General features: G+C 68.7%; 19 protein-coding genes. 9 read left to right on the top strand and 10 right to left on the bottom strand.

Features of this window, described 5'->3' with window-relative positions:
* Positions 1–3 precede the first annotated feature (3 nt).
* From AB3K92_RS13225 to AB3K92_RS13200, 6 genes are all read right to left on the bottom strand, one after another.
* Entirely contained in the window at positions 4–384 is a 381-nt protein-coding gene (locus AB3K92_RS13225) for a CpaD family pilus assembly lipoprotein (RefSeq protein WP_369465227.1), read from the bottom strand.
* Positions 385–399: 15 nt separating this feature from the next.
* Positions 400–1,782, bottom strand: a complete 1,383-nt coding sequence (locus AB3K92_RS13220) for a type II and III secretion system protein family protein (RefSeq protein WP_369465226.1) — start codon at positions 1,780–1,782, stop codon at positions 400–402.
* A 46-nt stretch (positions 1,783–1,828) separates the two neighbouring features.
* Positions 1,829–2,857, bottom strand: a complete 1,029-nt coding sequence (gene cpaB / locus AB3K92_RS13215; RefSeq protein ID WP_369465225.1) for a Flp pilus assembly protein CpaB — start codon at positions 2,855–2,857, stop codon at positions 1,829–1,831.
* Between the two features lie 20 nt (positions 2,858–2,877).
* Positions 2,878–3,351: a prepilin peptidase gene (locus tag AB3K92_RS13210; RefSeq protein WP_369465224.1), complete on the bottom strand. Its 474-nt coding sequence runs from the start codon at positions 3,349–3,351 to the stop codon at positions 2,878–2,880.
* Between the two features lie 90 nt (positions 3,352–3,441).
* Positions 3,442–3,624, bottom strand: a complete 183-nt coding sequence (locus AB3K92_RS13205; protein ID WP_021162901.1) for a Flp family type IVb pilin — start codon at positions 3,622–3,624, stop codon at positions 3,442–3,444.
* Between the two features lie 344 nt (positions 3,625–3,968).
* Positions 3,969–4,388: a hypothetical protein gene (locus AB3K92_RS13200; RefSeq protein WP_369465223.1), complete on the bottom strand. Its 420-nt coding sequence runs from the start codon at positions 4,386–4,388 to the stop codon at positions 3,969–3,971.
* Positions 4,389–4,487: 99 nt separating this feature from the next.
* On the opposite strand from AB3K92_RS13200, the gene AB3K92_RS13195 reads away from it, so the two are divergent.
* The 6 genes from AB3K92_RS13195 to AB3K92_RS13170 all read left to right on the top strand — a co-directional run bounded on the left by AB3K92_RS13195 (position 4,488) and on the right by AB3K92_RS13170 (position 10,382).
* Positions 4,488–5,555, top strand: coding sequence for an ABC transporter substrate-binding protein (locus tag AB3K92_RS13195; RefSeq protein ID WP_059484247.1), 1,068 nt, complete (start codon positions 4,488–4,490; stop codon positions 5,553–5,555).
* 14 nt (positions 5,556–5,569) lie between these two features.
* On the top strand, positions 5,570–6,421 hold the full coding sequence (locus AB3K92_RS13190; RefSeq protein ID WP_059552944.1) for an ABC transporter permease: 852 nt from the start codon (positions 5,570–5,572) through the stop codon (positions 6,419–6,421).
* A 48-nt stretch (positions 6,422–6,469) separates the two neighbouring features.
* A complete protein-coding gene (locus AB3K92_RS13185) occupies positions 6,470–7,297 on the top strand; it encodes an ABC transporter permease (protein WP_369465222.1) in 828 nt (275 codons plus the stop codon).
* 33 nt (positions 7,298–7,330) lie between these two features.
* Positions 7,331–8,176, top strand: a complete 846-nt coding sequence (locus AB3K92_RS13180) for an ABC transporter ATP-binding protein (RefSeq protein ID WP_048026480.1) — start codon at positions 7,331–7,333, stop codon at positions 8,174–8,176.
* A 148-nt stretch (positions 8,177–8,324) separates the two neighbouring features.
* Positions 8,325–9,278 carry a TauD/TfdA family dioxygenase gene (locus AB3K92_RS13175; protein ID WP_059649050.1) on the top strand — a complete coding sequence of 318 codons (954 nt, stop codon included), beginning with the start codon at positions 8,325–8,327 and terminating at the stop codon, positions 9,276–9,278.
* A gap of 156 nt (positions 9,279–9,434) precedes the next feature.
* Positions 9,435–10,382, top strand: coding sequence for a TauD/TfdA dioxygenase family protein (locus AB3K92_RS13170; protein ID WP_369465221.1), 948 nt, complete (start codon positions 9,435–9,437; stop codon positions 10,380–10,382).
* Between the two features lie 109 nt (positions 10,383–10,491).
* Here the strand turns inward: AB3K92_RS13170 and AB3K92_RS13165 are convergent, their stop codons facing one another.
* Complete coding sequence (locus AB3K92_RS13165) at positions 10,492–12,153, bottom strand: ABC transporter substrate-binding protein (RefSeq protein ID WP_059495054.1); 1,662 nt, start codon at positions 12,151–12,153, stop codon at positions 10,492–10,494.
* Positions 12,154–12,418: 265 nt separating this feature from the next.
* On the opposite strand from AB3K92_RS13165, the gene AB3K92_RS13160 reads away from it, so the two are divergent.
* Both AB3K92_RS13160 and AB3K92_RS13155 read left to right on the top strand, forming a co-directional pair.
* Positions 12,419–12,826, top strand: coding sequence for a DUF427 domain-containing protein (locus tag AB3K92_RS13160; protein WP_369465220.1), 408 nt, complete (start codon positions 12,419–12,421; stop codon positions 12,824–12,826).
* Between the two features lie 384 nt (positions 12,827–13,210).
* Positions 13,211–14,203 carry a sulfonate ABC transporter substrate-binding protein gene (locus AB3K92_RS13155; RefSeq protein WP_021162891.1) on the top strand — a complete coding sequence of 331 codons (993 nt, stop codon included), beginning with the start codon at positions 13,211–13,213 and terminating at the stop codon, positions 14,201–14,203.
* A gap of 46 nt (positions 14,204–14,249) precedes the next feature.
* Here AB3K92_RS13155 and AB3K92_RS13150 read toward each other — a convergent pair whose 3' ends face one another.
* The gene (locus tag AB3K92_RS13150; RefSeq protein WP_021162890.1) at positions 14,250–14,834 is read right to left on the bottom strand and encodes a putative glycolipid-binding domain-containing protein; all 585 of its coding nucleotides are present in this window, start codon (positions 14,832–14,834) and stop codon (positions 14,250–14,252) included.
* 174 nt (positions 14,835–15,008) lie between these two features.
* Between AB3K92_RS13150 and AB3K92_RS13145 the strand changes: the two genes are divergently transcribed.
* Positions 15,009–15,917 (top strand): LysR family transcriptional regulator, encoded by a 909-nt coding sequence (locus AB3K92_RS13145; RefSeq protein ID WP_060309606.1) that lies wholly within the window; start codon positions 15,009–15,011, stop codon positions 15,915–15,917.
* Positions 15,918–15,932: 15 nt separating this feature from the next.
* On the opposite strand, the gene potE is transcribed toward AB3K92_RS13145, so the two are convergent.
* Positions 15,933–17,318: a putrescine-ornithine antiporter gene (gene potE, locus AB3K92_RS13140; protein ID WP_021162888.1), complete on the bottom strand. Its 1,386-nt coding sequence runs from the start codon at positions 17,316–17,318 to the stop codon at positions 15,933–15,935.
* 94 nt (positions 17,319–17,412) lie between these two features.
* A complete protein-coding gene (locus AB3K92_RS13135) occupies positions 17,413–19,713 on the bottom strand; it encodes an Orn/Lys/Arg decarboxylase N-terminal domain-containing protein (RefSeq protein ID WP_369465219.1) in 2,301 nt (766 codons plus the stop codon).
* Positions 19,714–19,857: the final 144 nt, after the last annotated feature.

Below are 19,857 nucleotides of genomic sequence, written 5' to 3'. Positions count from 1 at the left end.
GGTTCAATGGCCGGGCGAGCCGGTCGTCAGCGTCTTGCCGGGCGTCGGCTGCTTCACGCGATCCTCGACGTAGCGGCGCACCGCGTCGGCCGCGGCCTGCGCGTCCGCGCCGCCGTAAGGCACGGGCGCGACGAGATCCTCCGGCCGCGCGAGCATCGCCGCGAGGTTCGAGTAGGTCGCGCAGCCGAACGGCACGCCGGGCCGCGCGTACCCCGCGTCGACGAGATGCGACGGCTGCATCAGCGTCGCGCAATCGGGCGGCACCGCGCGCGCGCCGTCGAAGCCGATCGTCCGCGCATCGGGCAGGTTGAGCGGCGGCGGCGCCGACAGGCAGCCCGCGAGCCCCAGCGGCAGCAGTGCGGCAACGATCGATCGGGTTCGCATGGGCGCGCCTCCGGTTCAGTACACGAAGCCCGCGGCGCCGACGAGGCGCGGCGTATCGCCCGACAGCAGGTCGAGCCCCAGGTTGCGCTGCACCGCGAACTCCAGGTCGCTGCTCGGCCGCGCGACCGTGTCGATCGCCTGCTCGAGCTGGCCGGGCCCGGCCGGCTGCACGATGTACGGCGTGACGATCACGACCACCTCGGTCTTGTTGTCCTGGAAGTTCTTCGACGAAAACAGCCGGCCGATGATCGGCAGCCGGCCGAGCCCCGGGGTCTGCGACACGGTGTCGGCCGTCTGGCTCTGCAGCAGCCCCCCGATCGCGAAGCTCTGCCCGCTCGACAGCTCGACCGTCGTCTCGACGCGCCGCACCGTGAGCCCCGGCACCTTGACGCCGCCGGTCGTCACGCTGTTGTTCGCATCGACCTCGCTCACTTCCGGCCGCACCTTCAGGCTGATCCGGTTGTCGGCGAGCACGGTCGGCGTGAAATCGAGCGACACGCCGAACGGCTTGAACTCGACCGTGATCGCGCCGGTCGACGAGCCCGCCTGTGCGACCGGGATCGGAATCTCGCCGCCCGCGAGGAAGCTCGCGGTCTCGCCGGACATCGCGGTGAGGTTCGGCTCGGCGAGCATCGTGATCAAGCCCTCCTGGTCGAGTGCGTCGAGCACCACGTCGATCGACCAGCGCCCCGCGCGGAACCCGCCGAGCACGGAGAACGCGCCCGTCGGCGACAGGTTGAACAGGCTGGTCGTCGGATCGAACAGCGTGCGCCCGTTGAACAGCCCGCCGACGAAGTTGCCGGCCCCGCCCAGCGAGCTCCAGTTGATGCCGAGTTGCTGCGTGATGTTGCGGCTCACCTCCGTCACCCGCACGCGCAGGTTCACCTGGATCGGGCGCGACAGCGTGAGCCGGTTGACGATCTTTTCCTTGTCGTGCAGGTACGGCGTGAGCGACTGCATCACGGCGTCGGCGTCGGCCGCGCTCGGCACCTTGCCCGACACCATCAGCGAGCCCGGCGCACCGGACACCGACAGCTTCAGTTGCGGAAAGCGGCTGTCGAGCACGCCCTGCAGCGACGCCGTGTCGACCTGCACGATCACCGTCTTGCGCAGGATCGGACGATGGTTCGCGCCGAGCGCGATCAGCGTGGTCGTACCCGCCTTCTTGCCGAACACGAATACGGTACGCGGCGACGGCACCTGGATGTCCGCGATGGCAGGATCGGCGACGAACATCGCGGTTGCAGGCTCGGGCAGCGACAGCAGTTCCCCCTTGCCGGTCGCGATCGACAGCGCCGCGCCCGCGTCCGGCGCCCGCGCGACCTGCGCGGTGGCGCCCCCGGACGCGATGCCGCAGGCCAGGCCCAGGAAAGCGATCCAACGAACCATGCGCACCATGCGTGTTCCCGTCAAATGCCGGCCGCCAGACGGACGGCCCGAATCGTCAATCCGTCACTGCACCGTCGCCCCCCGGCGGCGGCGCACCCGCCTGCGCCGCGACATTGGCACCGCCCGGAACCGCGGGCATCGCCGGCCACGACGGCAGCCCAGACGGCAGCGGCGGCAGGCCCGGCGTGCCGGTTCCGCCGCCGTGCGATCCGTCGTCGACCGACGAACCGCGATAGATCACGACCGCGTTGTTCCGCCACGCCGGCCGCGCGCCCGCATCCGGCCCGGCGGACGGCTCGCGCGCAGTCTCGCGCGCCGCGCGCGACACGTCGCCGGCCCACACCGGCTGGGTATCGGCCTCCTGCTCGTCGCCGCCCGCCGGCTGCCGCCGGTCGCTCGTCGCGAAGCTGCGCAGCGCGAGCGACAGCGAGCCGAGGCGGGTCGCCACCAGCACGACCTGCGCGGTGCGCGGCGCGACCTCGAGCGTGACCGTGCGCGCACGCGCCGTCGCATCCGGTGCGCTCGCGGGTGCCTTCGCGCGCTGGAATTCGGAACCGACCGCGAGCACACGCGCGCGCCGCACCACCGTCTCCGCTTCGAACGTGCCCGGCGACGTCGCCGAGCCGCCGATCTGCTGCGTCAGCAACACGTCGACGAAGTCGCCCGGCTGGATCAACCCCGCGTTGCCCGACACGTCGTCGACCGGCACCGAGATCGCGCGCATGCCGGGTTGCAGCGCGGCCGCGAGAAAATCCGGCGCGCCGGCCGGAATCACGTTCTCGACGCGAATCGGCGCGCCCGCGCCCACGCGGTTGCGTAGCAGCGCGCCCTTCAGGTCCGCGCCCGGCTGCGACTCGACGAACGCGCCGGCCGGCACCTGCGCGCGCGGCATCCGTTTCCACGCGAGATCGTTGTCGCGCAGCAGCAGCCCTTCCGGCAGGTCGGCGGCGGCGACCCGCACACGCGCCTGATCCGTTTCTACGGGCACCGACGGCGTCGACGCGGCGACGTACAGTTCGCGCAGGATGAACGCACCGATGCCGGCGGCAACGACGAGCACGGCCATTCTCAGCGGTTTGGGCATGACGGCGTGCGTCCCCCGGGCTAGGTAAGCGAAACCGTGTGTGGAAACGACGCCCAGACGGCCAGCGCGCCGCCGAGCGCGAGCGCCACGCCGTACGGCACGCCGCGCGCGTCGATCGCGTGCACCGGCGTGGCACGCCGCGACCGCGATACCAGCAACGCGACGCCGCACAGCGCACCGCCCGCGCCGACACTCGCCAGCACCGGAAACACCAGTGCCGGGCCGGCCCACAGGCATACCGCCGCCGCCAGCTTGACGTCGCCTCCGCCGATCCAGCCCGCGTGACGCATCGCGCCGAACAGCAGCAGCGTCGCCGCGCCGATCGCGACATGCCCGGCCAGCGGCGCGAAGCCGTCGCGCGCGAGCGCCGCCGCGACGAAATACAGCGCCGCGAACGCGAGCACCACGCGATTGGACAGCCGCCGGTCGCGCAGATCCTGCGCGGCGAGCGAGGCCAGCAAGACCGTGGCCACCGACTGCACGAGCGTGAGCATGGGAGAGCCGTCCGTCGACACGCACCGGCCGCGGATACGTTCTACCGCTGCGGATCCTGGTGTTCGTCGGTGGCGCGCGGGTTCAGCGGATCAGATCAGGCTCGTCACCTTGTTGATCAGCGTCGTGAATATGCTCGGCAAGCCGCCGCTGGTGCTGCTGAGGATTACGCCGACCGCCGCCAGCGCGACCACGACGATGCCGGCCAGCACTGCGTATTCGAGCGAGCTGACGCCGCGTTCGTCACGCAGCAGGGACTTGACGTATTGCAGCATGGCAACCTCCGTGTAACGGGTCGGTGACCGACCGTTGAACGCAAAGACGCACCCTTGCTCCGGCGGTTGCGCAGGACATTCGCCCATTGCGATGCCTGCGGGCGACCCTGGCACTGGGTCGTTCGCATCCCCCGGAATACTCTCGATCCCGACAACACGCGGCGTGCAACGATGACTTCGACCGTTGCGTGCCCGCATCCCCGGTGCGGTCTTCCCGCACGATGCAACCGCGCTGATTCGTCTAGGGTATAGACAATTTTTCAGGCGAATTCAAATGATTTGGCGTCGGAGTGCATTTATGGATTTCATGCTGCAACGATGAAAGTCATATCGCTCAATTGCCTTCATTTTTCTCGCGGCATTTCGCATGGTTCACCTATCTGAACAGGCATTGCCACTGTTGCGGCGCATGATTTTCCGACCGGCCATCGAACCGTTTCCATTCGATTTGTCGGCATGCCGGATCGATCGACAGTGGCTCGTTTCTCCTTATCCAGCGTGCCTTCCCGGCAAAATTGACCGGCCCGCGTCGCATTTCCCCGATTACCTGCCTCCATCTTTCCGCCCGGATTCGTCCAGCGATCCTTACGCAAATCCATCCACGTCGCCATTTCGATTTTCAAATCGACGATTTCCCGATTTCGCATCGGGCCGCAATCGACATGATGGGAATCCTGAATGAATCTCCAATGCGTGTGAATGCGGTTCTCCGTCGCAAAGAACGGAACGCGCGGCGCGGCAACCCGTAAAGCGGCGATAAGCATAGTTCAAATCGTTTCTTGTCCGGCCCCGGCACGTCATCGAGAATGCCCCGACGGGCTGCGGCCCTGCCTTGTTCCTCAACGTTCAGGACCCGTCGATTCATGCTTCCACTGCGCCTGCTGCGATCGCTGCTCATTGCGTCCCTCATTGCGTTGCCGGCCGCCGCCGCGCACGCCGACAAGCCCGCCACCATCCGCATCGGCGTCGCCCAGCAAGGCGCCGGCGATCCGCCGACGTTCGGCGGATCGAGCCCCGCCACCGCGCAGTTGCAGCAACAGGTCGAAAAGGCGTTCGCGGCAGACGGCATCAAGGTGGAATGGCTGTTCTTCAAGGGCGCGGGGCCTGCCGTCAACGAGGCGATCGCCAACAAGGCGCTCGACTTCGCGTACCAGGGCGACCTGCCCGCCGTGCTCGCGCGTGCGAACGGGATCAAGACGCGCCTGCTGCTCGCCGCGAGCGTGCGCTCGGGCGTCAAGATCGCGGTGCCGCCCGACTCCACGATCCGCTCGATCAAGGACCTGAAGGACCGCCGCGTGTCGATCTTCCGCGGCACCAACCTGCAGCTCGTCGCCGACAACGCACTCGCGAAAAACGGCCTCGGCGAACGCGACCTGCGCGTGATCAACCTCGATGCCGCGAGCTCGCTCGCCGCGCTCGCGTCGAAAGGCATCGACGCGTCGGTGGGCGACTACCAGTTGTACAAGCTGCGCGACGCGGGGCTCGCGAAGATCATCTACGAATCGCAGAACGACGGCCCGCAGTTCACGCGCCAGACCCACCTGCTTGTGCTCGACGATTTCGAGCGCGCGCATCCGGACATCGTGCAGCGTGTCGTGACCGCGATCGTCAAGAGCGCGCAATGGTCGTCCGACGAGGCGAACCGCGATGCGCTGTTCAAGCTGTGGGCGAAGAGCGGCGTGCCGGTTTCGTCGTGGCAGGCCGACTATGCGAACCAGCGCCTGAAGGACCGCTTGTCGCCGCTGATCGATCCGTTCTTCGTCGCGCGCTACAAGTCCGTCGCGCAGGATGCGCTCGCGTTGAAACTGATTCGCCAGCCGGTCGACGTCGACGGCTGGTTCGAGCCGAAGTATCTCGACAACGCGCTGCGCACGCTGAAGCTCGAAAACTACTGGCAACGATACGACGCGGCCGGCAAGCCCCTTTCCTGACCCGGACTTTCCCGATGAGCGACACCGCGTTTTCCGTCCCGTCGTCCGACACTCGCACGCCCGCCGCGCTCGCCGCGCAGCCGCACCCGGCGGCGCACGTGAAACGATGGTCGTGGCGGCTCGCGCCGTGGCTGCTGCCCGCGCTGCTGTTCGCGCTGTGGAGCGTCGGCAGCGCGCGCGGCTGGATCGCGCCGCAGATCCTGCCGCCGCCGGAACGCGTGTTCGACGCGCTCGCGGATCTCGCGACGAGCGGCGATCTCGTGCGCCACACGCTGATCAGCCTGCAGCGCGTGCTGGTCGGGTTCGCCGCCGGCACGCTGCTCGGCTTCGCGACCGGCGTCGCGCTCGGCCTGTCGCGCACGCTGGAAGCCTACGTGCTGCCGAGCTTCAACGCGCTCGTGCAGATTCCGGTGCTCGGCTGGCTGCCGTTCCTGCTGCTGCTCGTCGGCGTCGGCGAACCGCTCAAGTACCTGCTGATCGCGCATGCGGCACTCGTTCCCGTCACGCTGAGCACGCTGCAAGGGTTTCGCCAGACACCGCCCGCGCTCGACGAAGTCGCGCGCGTATTCGGCTACACGCGCCGCCAGCGCATCGTGCACGTCGTGCTGCCCGCCGCGATCCCGACGCTCGCGACCGGCGTGCGGCTCGCGTTCACGAAGTCGTGGCTCGCGCTCGTCGTCGTGGAGCTCGTCGCGTCGTCCGAAGGGCTCGGCTACCTGATCGTGTACGGGCGGCAACTGTTCCAGCTCGATCTCGTGATGGCCGCCGTGATCGTCGTCGGGGCGGTCGGCCTGCTGATCAACCGGCTGCTCGACGCGCTCGAGGCGCGCCTGCGCCGCGGCGTGCCGTCCGCCTTCCGGGGCTGAGCCGCACACGATGCCCGCCCCGCCCGCGCAACCGAAGGAGATTCTCCCGTGACGCATTCCGCTTCGCCGGACGCCGCACCGCCGGCCGCCACGGCCGCCAGGGTCGCCCATCGCCTGCGTGCGCCCGACTGGCGCGGCTTCGTCCTGCCGCTCGTCGCGTTCGCGCTGTGGTGGGCCATCGCCTCCGCGCACGTCGTGAACAGCGGCCTGCTGGTCGGCCCGGCCGACGTGTTGCGCACCGCATGGGTGCAAGCCACGAGCGGCGCGCTCGGCCGCGCGCTGTCCGCGTCGCTCGCGCGCGAAGCCTGCGGTTTCGCGATCGGCGCGGCCGGCGGGCTGCTGCTCGGCACCACGCTCGGGTTGTCGCGCCTCGTCGCGCGAATGGTCGGCCCGAGCTTCGACACGTTCAAGCAGATCTCGCTGTTCGCGTGGATTCCGCTGATTTCCGTATGGTTCGGCCTCGGCGACGTCGCCAAGGTCGTGTTCCTGTCGCTCGCCGCGCTGCTGCCCGTTGCCGCGCACACCTGCGACGGCATTCATGCGGTGCCGCGCGCGTATGTCGACGTCGCCCGCGCGCTGCGCTACTCGCGGTTCCAGCTCGTGCGCCACGTGATCCTGCCGGCCGCGCTGCCGTCGATCTTCACCGGGTTGTATCTCGGCCTGATCTATTCGTGGCTCGCGACGCTCGGCGCCGAATACCTGCTGGTCGCCGGCAGCGGGATCGGCAATACGCTGATCGACGGCAGCGAGCAGTTCCGGATGGATCTCGTGCTGTTCGGGATCATCGTCGTCGGCGTGACCGGCTGGGCCCTGAACGCGATCGCGCGCGCGATCGAGCGCAAGGTGCTGGCCCGGCGCGGCGACCTGCCGCGCTGATCGCCCTTTCCTTACCTCCTTCCTCGCACCGCCATGACGACCCTCGCCTCCGATTCGCTCGACATCCTCCACGTGAGCAAGCACTACGCGCAACGCGGCGCCGCGCTCGCCGTGCTCGACGACGTGTCGCTGCACGTGCGCGCCGGCGAGTTCGTCACGATCGTCGGCGCGAGCGGCTGCGGCAAGTCGACGCTGCTGCGCCTGATCGCCGGGCTCGACACCGATTACGCGGGCGAGATCCGTGCCGGTGCCGAGCGCGTCCGCGACACGTCGCTGCAGCGCGGGATCGTGTTCCAGGATCACCGGCTGTTCCCGTGGCTGACCGTCGCGCAGAACATCGAGGCCGCGCTGCGCAACGCGCCGCTCGATGCGGCCGCGAAGCGCCGCGCGGTCGCCGATCACATCGCGCTCGTCGGGCTGAACGGCTTCGAGCACGCGTATCCGAACCAGTTGTCGGGCGGGATGGCGCAGCGCGTCGCGATCGCACGCGGCCTCGTGAACCGCCCGCGCGTGCTGCTGCTCGACGAGCCGTTCGGCGCGCTCGACGCGCAGACGCGCGCGCGGATGCAGAACGAGCTGCTGCGCATCTGGGAACAGGAGCGCATCACGATGATCCTCGTCACGCACGACGTCGACGAAGCCGTGTATCTCGGCGACCGTGTCGTGACGATGGCGCCGCGCCCGGGCCGCATCGAGCGTATCGTCGATGTCGCGCTGCCGCGCCCGCGCCGGCGCGATTCACCGGAATTCGCACGGCTGCGCGACACCGTGCTCGCCGGTTTCGACGACGGCGAACCGCCGGGCGACGACCACCCGCGCGGCAAGCGTATCGACCCGCCGCGCCCGCACCGGATCGGCGAATGGCGGCTCGCGTGGTAGCACGCATGGCGCTTCGATTTGCTCAGCACGACGACGCATATCGATCGTCGCCGCTCGCACGCTAAGGTTGTGACGATTCATCGGTTCCGGTTGCGCACGGTCCCTGCTTGAATGGAGACTCGACCGACCCGACTCCAGGAGACTCCCGATGTCCGAAGTCCAGCACGCCGCTCACCCGTCTTCGCATGCTTCGCACGCCGCGCCGCGCACGGCCGCCACCCCGCTCCAGATTCGCCAGGTCGCCGGCCGGATCGGTGCCGAGATCGCCGGCGTGCGGCTGTCGGGCACGCTCGACGACGCGACGTTCGACGCGATCCAGGCCGCGCTGCTGCGCCACAAGGTGCTGTTCTTCCGTGGCCAGCATCACCTCGACGACACCGCGCAGGAAGCGTTCGCACGCCGCTTCGGCGAGACCGTCGCCCACCCGACCGTGCCGTCCGTCGACGGCAGCGCGCACCTGCTCGAACTCGATTCCGCACACGGCGCGCGCGCCAATTCGTGGCACACCGACGTGACGTTCGTCGATGCGTACCCGAAGGTCTCGATCCTGCGCGCGGTCGTGATTCCGCCGTTCGGCGGCGATACCGTGTGGGCCAACACGGCCGCCGCCTATGCGAACCTGCCCGACCCGCTGCGCGCACTCGCCGACACGCTGTGGGCGCTGCATACCAATGCATACGACTACGCGTCGACGCACGTGCATGCCGACGATGCGCAACTGAAGCGCTACCGCGAAGTGTTCACGTCGACCGTCTACGAAACCGAGCACCCGGTCGTGCGCGTCCATCCGGAAACCGGCGAACGCACGCTCGTGCTCGGGCATTTCGTGCAGCGGCTCAAGGGGCTGTCGGCGCAGGATTCCGCGCACCTGCTGCAGGTGTTCCACGAACATGTGACGCGTCTCGAGAACACCGTGCGCTGGAACTGGCAGGAAGGCGACGTCGCGATCTGGGACAACCGCGCGACGCAGCACTACGCGATCAACGACTACGGCGATGCGCGCCGTGTCGTGCGCCGCGCGACCGTGCACGGCGACGTGCCGGTCGGCATCGACGGCCGCCGGAGCGTCGTGCTGAAGGGGCCGGGCGCGACGCTGCAATAACGCCCGCGTCCCGCGGCGGCGCCGTTCCGTGCGCGCCGCCGCACCTGCCTCCCCCGCCACCGGACACCCGACCATGCCTTTCCCGCCACCGGACCGACGCGCGCACGCGCAACGATGTCGGCCCCGCACCCCGTTCACTTCCGCCAGGAGCGTCGCATGAGCGCCTTACTCGAACCCGCCGCCGAGCCGATCGACGTGATCCCGCTGTCCGCCCATATCGGTGCGGAAATACGCGGCGTCGACCTCACGCAACCGCTGACCACGCCGCAGATCTCGGCGATTCGCGCCGCGCTGCTGAAATGGCGCGTCATCTTCTTCCGCGAGCAGTTCCTCACGCACGAGCAGCACGTCGCGTTCTCCGCCCAGTTCGGCGAGCCGACGGTCGGCCACCCGGTGTTCGGGCACGTCGACGGGCATCCCGCCGTGTACTCGATCGCGAAACACCGCAAGGCCACCCGCTTCGAAGGGGAACCGGTGCGCCGGCCGTGGACCGGCTGGCACACCGACGTGACGGCCGCCGTGAACCCGCCGTGGGCGTCGATCCTGCGCGGCGTGACGATCCCGCCTTACGGCGGCGACACGCACTGGACCAACCTCGTGCGCGCGTACGAAACGCTGTCCGCGCCGCTGCGCGGCTTCGTCGACGGCCTGCGCGGCCTTCATCGCTTCACGCCGCCGGCCGGCGCGCGCGCAACCGATGCGTTCGACGACGCGGTCGAACGCCGCCCGCTCGTGAGCGAGCATCCGCTCGTGCGCGTGCACCCGGAGACCGGCGAACGCGCGCTGTACGTGAGCCCGAGCTTCCTGAAATCGATCGTCGGGCTGACGCCGCGCGAGAGCCAGGCCCTGCTCGAACTGCTGTGGGAACACGTGACGCGGCCCGAATTCACGATCCGCTTCAAGTGGGAGCCGCGCAGCATCGCGTTCTGGGACAACCGCGCGACCGCCCACCTCGCGCCGGTCGACATCTTCGATCTCGACTTCGACCGCCAGCTCTATCGCACGACGCTCACCGGCGACGTGCCGGTCGGCCCCGACGGCCGGCCGTCGGTCGCGCTCGAAGGCTCGCCGGTCGAGGCCGCGGCGGCGACCGCGCTCAACTGAACCGGCGGCAGCCGGCGCACCACGGCGCGCCGGCCTTTCCTTCGCTTCCTTCGCTTCCGTCACGTCATGCGGATGAATGCGTGGGCCGCGCGTGTGCGCGGCCCGTCCGTCAATCCAGCCAGACCCCGTCGAAGCGGTGCCCGCCGAGCGGCGAGAACGTCAGCCCGTGCACGCGCTTCGACACGGGCAGCGACACGATCGACGTCGCGATCGGCGTGAACGGCACCTGGTCCTTGAACACGACCTGCGCCTGTTCGTACAGCGCCGTGCGTTTCGCGACGTCCGCATTGGAACGCGCGGCGTCCACCAGCCGTTCGAAATCCTGGTTGCACCATTTCGCGAGATTGCTGCCGTGCACCGCGTCGCAACCGAGCAGCGTGCCGAGCCAGTTGTCGGGATCGCCGTTGTCGCCCGACCAGCCGTACAGGATCGCGTCGTGCTGCCCTTCGAGCTTCGCGCGGCGGTTGTATTCGCCCCATTCGTAGCTGACGATCTTCGCGCGCACGCCGATCTTCGCCCAGTCCTGCTGGATCAACTGCGCCATCAGCTGCGCATTCGGGTTGTACGGGCGCTGCACGGGCATCGCCCACAGCGTGAGGTCGAAGCCGTTCGGGAAACCGGCCTGCGCGAGCAGCGCCTTCGCGGCCGCCGGATCGCGCGGCGCATCCTTCAGGCGCGGGTTGTACGACCATTGCGCGGGCGGCATCGGGTTTGTCGCGATCTTCGCGTCGCCGTTGAACACGGTCTTCACGATCGCCGACTTGTCGATCGCGATGTCGAGCGCGCGCCGCACGTCGACGCGATCGAGCGGCGCATGCTGCGTGTTGTACGCGACGAAGCCGACGTTGAAACCCATCCCCGAGAACAACGACAGCTTCGGGTCGCGCCGCACCGTGTCGAGGTCGGCCGGCCGCGGGAACACCGACACCTGGCATTCGCCGGACACCAGCTTCTGCAGGCGCGCGGCCGGATCGGGCGTGATCGCGAACACCAGACGGGCGAGCTTCACGTCGTCCGGCTTCCAGTAGTCCGGATTCGCGTCGTAGCGGATCAGCGCGTCCTTCTGGTACGTGCGCAGCAGGAACGGCCCCGTGCCGACCGGGAACTGGTTGATGTCGGCCTCTCGATGACGCGCCGCGAGCTGCGACGCGTACTCGGCCGACAGGATCGACGCGAACGCCATCGCGAGATTGCGCACGAACACGACGTCGGGCGTCTTCAGCACGAAGCGCACCGTGTAGTCGTCGACCTTGTCGATGCGTTCGATGTTGCGGTCGAAACCGAGGTCGCTGAAATACGGGAAGCTGACCGGATAGGCCTTGCGGAACGGATCGTCCCGATCGAGCATCCGGCGGAACGTGAACACGACGTCGTCGGCCTGGAACGGCCGCGTCGGCTTGAACCAAGCGGTCGTCTGGAACTTCACGCCGCGCCGCAAATGGAACGTGATCGTGCGCTGGTCGGGCGACACGTCCCAGCTCGTCGCGAGCGACGGTTCGAGATCGAGCGTGCCGCGCTTGAACTGCACGAGCCCGTTGTAGATCGTGAACGTGCTCGCGTCGAAATCGGTGCTCGTCGTGTGCTGGCCCGGATCGAAGCCGGCCGGGCTGCCTTCGGTGCAATACACGAGCGTCTTGCCGGCGGGCGCGGCAAGCGCGTGCGTGGCCGCGCCGGCGAGCAGCAGCGACGCCGCGATGCAGCGCAGGGCCGTCGCGGCGCGCGGCGGTTTCCGCACGCGACGCGCGGCGGGCGAAACGAAAGAGGTCTTCATGGTGGCGGAATCGGTGGCTGTCATGCAGATGACGACGGCCGATCTTCGCGCGTCGCCCGCCGATCGCTTACCAATTAATTTCGCGTTGCTTATCGCTGGATCGGCATCCCGCCGCCGCGGCACGGGGATGTCCGTGCGAGCGTCGGGCACGTGGCCCGCGCGGTCTCTTCCGGCCCCGTGCAGGTTCGCCGAAATGGGTGCATCGTATCGGCTGGCCAACGCCGGCGCGTATCCCGTCGCGCCGCCGATTCCAGGAGGACACACCATGCCTGTCAGCCCCGATACGCCTGCTCGCCCGGTGAAGACGCCGGGCCCCGATCACCCGATCACGATCGAATCGCACCCGCGGCGGGTCGTGGTCAAGGCGGCCGGCCGGATCGTCGCCGACACGCGCCGCGCGCTGGCGCTGCGCGAAGCCGCCTACCCGGCCGTGCTGTACATCCCGCGCGAGGACGCCGACCTGACGCTGCTGCTGCGCACCGATCACGCGACCTACTGCACGTACAAGGGCGACTGCGCGTACTACTCGATCCCGGTCGGCGGCGAACGCGCGGTCAATGCCGTCTGGACCTACGAGGCACCCTATCCGGCCGTCGACGCGATCCGCGGGCATCTCGCGTTCTATCCGGATCGCGTCGATTCGATCGAGGAAAGCCCGACCGGCTCCGATTGAGCGTCGCGGCAGCGGTTCAGGCAGCGGCTCGTCGAACGCCGGGCGGCCACGCGTGTGACGCGGCGATTTCTCCGGGGCGGCCTGCCATGCCGCACCGTTCCGGCCGCGTTTTGGCCGCGGTTTGACCACGTTTCGGCTCGTCGCTGCGGGTTCCGGCTCGTCCCGGCGGGTTTTTGCACCGATCGCCGGAGCAAACGCCCGCAACGCGTCCACCGCTGATTTGCATATGCGCATTCGTTGGTTGGCCGCCGGTGCGGGCGGACGTATCGTCACGAGTCCGGCGCGGGCCGGCCCGTGGCGTGCAGCGCCCGCATCCGGCCCCGCCCTGCGCCGACCGCGTCGCCTTTCGCGCGCGGCCCGCTCCTTCGCCCGCAGGACGCCTCGATGAACGACACACCGCACGCAGACGTTGAACCGACACCGGCGAACCCGCATCGCCGCCACTGGCTGCAAGGCGCGGCCGCCGGGCTGGCCGGGCTCGCGCTCGGCCCGCTCGCCGGCCTGCCCGCGCACGCGCAAGACAGCGGCACGCGGCTGCGCGTCGGCTTCCAGAAATACGGCAACTTCGTCGTGCTCAAGGCACGCGGCACGCTGGAAAAGCGGCTCGCGAGCCAGGGCGTCACGGTGCAATGGCTCGAATTTCCGGCCGGCCCGCAATTGCTCGAGGGCCTGAACGCCGGCGCGATCGACGTCGGCACGGTCGGCGAGACGCCACCGATCTTCGCGCAGGCGGGCGGCGTCGATTTCGTCTACATCGGCAACGAGCCGCCCGCGCCGCAGGGCGAGGCGATCGTCGTGCTGCCCGATTCGCCGATCCGCAACGTCGCGCAGCTGCGCGGCAAGAAGGTGGCGTTCAACAAAGGTTCGAACGTCCACTACCTGCTCGTGAAGGCACTCGAACACGCGGGCCTGACGTATGCCGACATCCAGCCGATCTACCTGACGCCCGCCGACGCGCGCGCCGCGTTCGTGCAGCGCAACGTCGATGCGTGGGTGATCTGGGATCCGTACCTGGCCGCCGCCGAGCGGCAGATCGGCGCGCGCGTGATCGCGAACGGCGAAGGGCTCGTGCGCAATACGCAGTACTACCTCGCCGCCCGAAAATACGCGGCCGCTCATCCGCAGGTGCTGCGCGCGCTGCTCGACGAAGTCGACGCGGTCGACCGCTGGGCACGCGACCATGTGACGGAAGTCGCCGCGCAACTGTCGCCGCTCGTCGGCCTCGACGCGCCGACGCTCGAAGTCGCGCTCAAGCGCGCCGGTTATGGCGTGCAGCCGATCAGCGACGCGACGCTCGCGTATCAGCAGAACATCGCCGACGCGTTCAGCGCGCTGAAGCTGATTCCCGGCAAGCTGTCGGTGGCCAGCGCACGCTGATGCACTGCCGCTGACGCACGGCACGGCACGACGCGGCCCGCGTGCGTCAGCGCGCGGAGGCCGCGCCGATGCGTCGCCATTCGTCGTAGTCGGTGACGAGGCCCGCTTCGTCGACCGCGATATCGGCCGCATACGTGCCGCTTTCGTAGCGGTACACGTGTTCCGCCGTGCGGGTATAACGCTGCTCGCCGCGCACGAACTCGAATTCGGGGAAGCGCAGCCACGCGGTATGGATCACGGCCGCCTCGCCGACGGCCAGCCCGAGCCGCCGGATCGGCAACGTGTTCGTCGACGGGCTGAAACCGAGGTCGATATCGGTCGCGCCCGCGAGCGCCGGTACGTCGACGCCGTCGATCGTCCAGCGCCCTGCGTCGCACGCGATATCCCGCTGCCGTGGCGGCTGCGTGCCGCCCCACTGCGTGATGCGTGCCGCGCGCGTGAGCCAGTCGGCACCGCACGAGATCGCGTAATCGACACGAAACGGCGCGCCGTCGATCGCGCCCGACACCGACCCCGACAAGCCGATACCCGTTCGCGACTCGACGAGCCTGCACCATTCGGCCGCCTGCCAGGTCTGCACGATCTGCCATGCGACGCAGCGCGTGCGCACCGCTTCATCCTGTTGCGTCATGTCGTCGTCTCCAGTCGATCGCACGGAAGCCGATTGTCGCCCATCGCACCGGCGAACACACGCGGCCTGCGCAACCGATGGTCAGTATCGGGTCGCTCCGCACCTTCATTCAGCCGTGCTTTGGTACCATCCGTCGATCGGCATCAACCGGAACCGGACAAGGGGCGCGACTTCATGGATTTGCTGGCGACGATGCGCATCTACGTCAGGGTCGTCGAGCGCGGCACGATGTCCGGCGCGGCGCGCGATCTCGACATGGGCCAGCCGGCCGTCAGCGAGCGTATCGAACGGCTCGAGAAGCATCTCGGCACACGGCTTCTGATGCGCAGTGCGCGCACCCTCGTGTGCACGGAAGAAGGCCGGATCTTCTACGACCGCAGCAAGGCGCTGCTCGAAGCGGCCGACGATGCGGTCGCATCGGTCTCGAAGACGGAAACCGCGCTCGACGGCACGATCCGGCTCGCGGCGCCGCAATGCTTCGGCGAGGTCGTGCTGCCGGGCGTGCTGATGCATGTCCGCACCGCGTATCCGGGCCTGCACATCGATCTGGTCCTGAACGACGACATCGTCGACCCGGTCACGGAAGGCGTCGACATCTCGATCCGCGTCGGACAGCTCGGCGACGGCGGGTTCGTCGCGCACCCGGTCGGCGCGGTGGGCCGCCGGCTCGTCGCCGCGCCGTCGTATCTCGACCGGTGCGGCCCGATCGACACGGCGGCCGATCTGGCCAACCATCCGTTCATCCGCGTGAAAGGCGTCTTCGCGAGCGAACGGCTGCCCGTGCAGCACGACGGCGGCCCGCTCGAATACGCGCGCATCCGCACGATCATGACGACGAGCCACTGGCGGCCGATGTTCGACACGATCGCGGCGGGCGGCGGCATCGGCGTGGTCCAGCACCCGGCCTGCGCCGACGCGCTCGCGGCCGGCACGCTCGTCGAGCTCCTGCCGCGCTACGCGATTCCCGACTTCGCGCTCAACGTGCTCGTCCATGCGCAGCGGCCGCTGCCGCCGCGCGTGCGGGCCGTCGTCGACCTGCTGAAGCAGGACATCCCGCCGCTGCTGGCCCGCGCCGCCCGCTGACGACGGCAGCCGCCGTCAAGCCTGCAGCGACTTCCCCGGCTCCTTCACGTGCGCGTCGACTTCCATCTGGTAGAAGCGCGCGCTGACGAAACCGAACAGCGTCCAGCCCAGGAACACGCACAGGCCGCCGAGCATCAGCGCCTGCTCGCCCGAGCTGAACAGCGCATAGAAGCTGTACGCGGTGGCCACCATCGCGATCACGTTCGTCAGCAGCGCCTTCGCCGGCGGCACCTTCGCGACCTTCTGGATCGTGATCAGCGCGGCCATCGACATCACGTAAGGCACGAGGTTCGTGACGACGGCCAGATCGACGATCTTCTGGAACTGGCTGCTCAGTTCCGGGCTGATCGTCATCAGCGCGAGCGCGACCTGCGCGACGAGCAGGATCACCATCCCGACGATCGGCGTGCCGGTGCGGGTCGCCTTCGCGAACACCGGCAGGAAATAACCGACGTCCGCCGAACTCTTGAACACCTGCGCGACCGTGAACTGCCAGCCGAGCAGCGAGCCGATGCACGCGATCACCATCAGCGCGGTGACGATCGTGCCGACCGTCGGCGTGAACATCGTCGCGAACGCGATGCCGAACGGCGCGTTCGACTTCGCGAGGATCGCGTTGGGCACGATCCCCGCGATCACGTTGGTCGACACGATGTAGAAGATCGCCGACGCGATCGTGCCGCCGAGCACGGCGATCGGCACGTTGCGCTCCGGATTCTCGACCGCGTCCGAGTTCGCGCACGCGGATTCGAGCCCGAGGAACGCCCACAGCGTCACCGCGATCGAGCTGCTGACGGCCGGCCCGAACGGCAGGTTGTTCGGATTCCACGCGGCGCCCCAGGTCGCGCCGCTGAACCAGAACCAGCCGATCAGCGACACGGCGACGACCGGAATGATCACGCCCCACACCGTCACCGCGCCGATCCGGCCGGTGATGCGCGAGCCGCCGAAGTTCGCGACCGTCGTCAGCACGAGCAGGAAGATCGTCCACAGGCCGGTTTGCAGCGGCGACAGCGTCGCGTCGAACAGCACGGTGCCGTAGCCGACTGCCGTCACGCCGATCGCGACGTTGGCGATCACCAGCGACAGCCCGTACGTGTAGTTCGCCATGTAGTTGCCGGCCTTGCCGAACGCGTATTCCGCGTAGCCGCCCATCCCGCCCGGCTTGCGGCTCAGCATGCCGCAGCGCGCAAACGCATAGGCCAGCGCGAGCGAGCCGCCGGCCGTGACGATCCACGACAGCAGCGAGATCGTGCCGACCTGCGCGAGCTTCGACGGCAGCAGGATGATGCCGGAGCCCATCATGTTGACCGCCGTGAGAATGGTCAGCTGCCAGACGTTCATCCGGTTCTTCGGCGCGGCCGCCGTGGCCGCGTCGGACATGCGCGCTGCGTTTTCCATGATGTCGATCCTTCGATGTGAGGCCGCCGCGCGGCCGGTCGCCTGCTCGCCTGCTCGCGTGTCCGCGGGTTGCCCCGTTCGCCCGGCCGGATGCTCAGGCCGTCAGGCAGTACACGTGGTACGTGCCGTCCTCGACTTCCACGCCGTGAGTGTCGTGCGCGAAGCCCGGGAAGCGCCGGTCATACGCCTCGAGCGCCTTCAGGTAACCGAGCACCGGGCCGCCGGCCGGCCCCGCGTTCTCGCCGGGCATCAGCAGCGGAATGCCGGGCGGATACGGCACGACGCCGGTGGCGACCGTGCGTCCGGCCAGCTCCTCGAGCGTGACCTGCTCGACGCGGCCCTGCACCAGATGCTCGTACGCGCGCACCGGGCTCATCTCCGGCTTCGGCAGGATCGAGAAGGCTTCCGACATCAGCCGCGTCGTGCCGAGCTGCTCCATCGCCGCGAACATCGTGTCGGCCAGGTCCTTCAGCCCCATGCCCGCATAGCGCGAACCATGCGCCTTCGCGAGCGACGGAATCGCCATGTCGAGCGGCAGGTTCGCGTCGTAGTCGCGCTTGAAGTCGCACAGCGCGCTGACGAGCGAGCCCCACTTGCCTTTCGTGATGCCGATCGAGAACAGGAACAGGATCGTGAAGTCGGTCGTCTTCTCGACGACGATCCCGCGCGCATCGAGATACGCGGTCAGAACGCTCGCCGGAATGCCGACCGGCATCAGGCCGCCGGCCGGCGCGACACCCGGCGTGACGATCGACACCTTGATCGGATCGAGCATGCAGTAGCCGTCCTCGATGTTGCCGAAGCCGTGCCATTGCGCGCCGGGGCGCAGCACCCAGCACGACGGATCGCTCGCGAGCAGCTCGGGCGACGCATCGTGGAACGGGAGCGTGCGGCCCGTGCGCGTCTCGAGCACGGTGTCCGGTTGCCAGCATTCGAAGAACCAGTCGCCTTTGGCGCCGAACTCGCTGTTCATCCGCGCGATCATCTGCCGGAACGCGACGGCCTCCTCGATCGACTCGTGCGTGAGCGCCGCGCCGCCGGGGCCATCCATCATCGCGGCCGCGACGTCGTTCGACGCGATGATCGCGTAGTTCGGCGACGTCGACGCATGCATCATGAATGTTTCGTTGAACTGGCCATGCGGGATCGGGTTGCGGCCGTCGCGCACGTGGATGTACGACGCCTGCGACAGCGCGGTCAGCAGCTTGTGCGTCGACTGCGTCGCGAACACCGTAGGGCGGTCCGCATGGTGGTCGCGCGGGTCGCCGTGCATCGCGTGGCGATCGCGGTAGAGCGGATTGAAACGCGCGTAGCCATACCAGGCCTCGTCGAAATGCAATCGATCGACGCTCGCGCCGAGCAGCTCCTCGACGCGCGCGACGTTGTAGCACAGGCCGTCGTACGTCGAGTTGGTGACGATCGCATGCTTCGGCTGACGATCGGCGAGCCCGGCCGTGAGCGGGTTCGACGCGATCGCCTCGCGGATCGCCGTCTGCGTGAGGCGCTCGGACGCGATCGGCCCGATGATCCCGTAGCGGTTGCGCGTCGGCACGAGGTAGGTCGGGATCGCACCCGACATCGTCATCGCGTGTTCGGCCGACTTGTGGCAGTTGCGGTCGCACAGCGCGATCTGGTCGCGGCTCACGCTCGCCATCAGGATGATGCGGTTCGACGTCGACGAGCCGTTCGTCACGTGATACGTGCGATGCGCGCCGAACACGCGTGCCGCGTAGCGCTCGCTCTCGCCGATCGGCCCCGAGTGGTCGAGCAGCGAACCGAGTTCGCCGACCGAGATCGACAGGTCGGAACGGAACAGCGCTTCGCCGAAGTATTCGAAGAACGCGCGGCCCACCGGCGATTTCAGGAAACCCGTACCGCCCGTGTGGCCGGGTGTATGCCATGAGTATTCGTAGACGCGCGAGAATTTCGCGAGCGCGCCGAACATCGGCGGCAGCACGGTGGCGCGATAGCGTTCGATCGCCGCATGGATGCGCCCGCCGATGAAGTCGGCGGTATCTTCGAGCAGCCACACGAAATCGTCGACCTGGCCCATCACCGCGGACGGCACCGTCGATGCGACACTGCGGTCGGCCAGCAGGAAGATCGGCACCTTGCCGTTGCGATGGCGGACCGCGTCGAGCACGGCCTCGGACGGCCCGTGGCCGTCCACGCCGAGATCCCAGTCGAGCAGCACGCACTGGATCGACGGATCGGAGCGGATCAGCATGATCGCATCGTCGGCCGAGGTTGCCGTGAGCACGTCGATGTCGCGCTGTGCGAGCTCCGCGCTCAGCGTGCGGACCGCGCGCCCGGTCGCCGTTTCCTGCGTGATCTCGTCATCGACCAGAAGCGCGCGCATGCCGAGACGACGAATGCCACCGACGGACGTATTCATGTTGTTGCCCTCGTTGTTCCGATGCTTCGTTAGTGTGATCCGTCTCACGAGCACGCGGACAGCAGGCCACGGGCCGCGGCGTGAGACGCTCGCCAATCCGGTTTGATTCGCCATCCAATTCGGAGCCGACTATGCCATAGATGC

It is taken from the genome of Burkholderia sp. Bmkn7, from assembly GCF_041103175.1.
Lineage (GTDB): Bacteria > Pseudomonadota > Gammaproteobacteria > Burkholderiales > Burkholderiaceae > Burkholderia > Burkholderia cepacia.
Note: the sequence above shows the minus strand (reverse complement) of the source record. Positions and strands in the feature narration are given on the sequence as shown.

What these genes read in the sequence shown, in the direction of transcription:
- AB3K92_RS13165 (WP_059495054.1), bottom strand. Translation starts at nt 12,153, where the DNA reads ATGAAGACCTCTTTCGTTTCGCCCGCCGCGCGTCGCGTGCGGAAACCG.
- AB3K92_RS13170 (WP_369465221.1), top strand. Translation starts at nt 9,435, where the DNA reads ATGAGCGCCTTACTCGAACCCGCCGCCGAGCCGATCGACGTGATCCCG.
- AB3K92_RS13205 (WP_021162901.1), bottom strand. Translation starts at nt 3,624, where the DNA reads ATGCTGCAATACGTCAAGTCCCTGCTGCGTGACGAACGCGGCGTCAGC.
- potE (WP_021162888.1), bottom strand. Translation starts at nt 17,318, where the DNA reads ATGGAAAACGCAGCGCGCATGTCCGACGCGGCCACGGCGGCCGCGCCG.
- AB3K92_RS13210 (WP_369465224.1), bottom strand. Translation starts at nt 3,351, where the DNA reads ATGCTCACGCTCGTGCAGTCGGTGGCCACGGTCTTGCTGGCCTCGCTC.
- AB3K92_RS13195 (WP_059484247.1), top strand. Translation starts at nt 4,488, where the DNA reads ATGCTTCCACTGCGCCTGCTGCGATCGCTGCTCATTGCGTCCCTCATT.
- AB3K92_RS13150 (WP_021162890.1), bottom strand. Translation starts at nt 14,834, where the DNA reads ATGACGCAACAGGATGAAGCGGTGCGCACGCGCTGCGTCGCATGGCAG.
- AB3K92_RS13180 (WP_048026480.1), top strand. Translation starts at nt 7,331, where the DNA reads ATGACGACCCTCGCCTCCGATTCGCTCGACATCCTCCACGTGAGCAAG.
- AB3K92_RS13220 (WP_369465226.1), bottom strand. Translation starts at nt 1,782, where the DNA reads ATGGTGCGCATGGTTCGTTGGATCGCTTTCCTGGGCCTGGCCTGCGGC.
- AB3K92_RS13135 (WP_369465219.1), bottom strand. Translation starts at nt 19,713, where the DNA reads ATGAATACGTCCGTCGGTGGCATTCGTCGTCTCGGCATGCGCGCGCTT.
- AB3K92_RS13225 (WP_369465227.1), bottom strand. Translation starts at nt 384, where the DNA reads ATGCGAACCCGATCGATCGTTGCCGCACTGCTGCCGCTGGGGCTCGCG.
- AB3K92_RS13175 (WP_059649050.1), top strand. Translation starts at nt 8,325, where the DNA reads ATGTCCGAAGTCCAGCACGCCGCTCACCCGTCTTCGCATGCTTCGCAC.
- AB3K92_RS13155 (WP_021162891.1), top strand. Translation starts at nt 13,211, where the DNA reads ATGAACGACACACCGCACGCAGACGTTGAACCGACACCGGCGAACCCG.
- AB3K92_RS13160 (WP_369465220.1), top strand. Translation starts at nt 12,419, where the DNA reads ATGCCTGTCAGCCCCGATACGCCTGCTCGCCCGGTGAAGACGCCGGGC.
- AB3K92_RS13145 (WP_060309606.1), top strand. Translation starts at nt 15,009, where the DNA reads ATGGATTTGCTGGCGACGATGCGCATCTACGTCAGGGTCGTCGAGCGC.
- AB3K92_RS13190 (WP_059552944.1), top strand. Translation starts at nt 5,570, where the DNA reads ATGAGCGACACCGCGTTTTCCGTCCCGTCGTCCGACACTCGCACGCCC.
- AB3K92_RS13200 (WP_369465223.1), bottom strand. Translation starts at nt 4,388, where the DNA reads ATGCTTATCGCCGCTTTACGGGTTGCCGCGCCGCGCGTTCCGTTCTTT.
- cpaB (WP_369465225.1), bottom strand. Translation starts at nt 2,857, where the DNA reads ATGCCCAAACCGCTGAGAATGGCCGTGCTCGTCGTTGCCGCCGGCATC.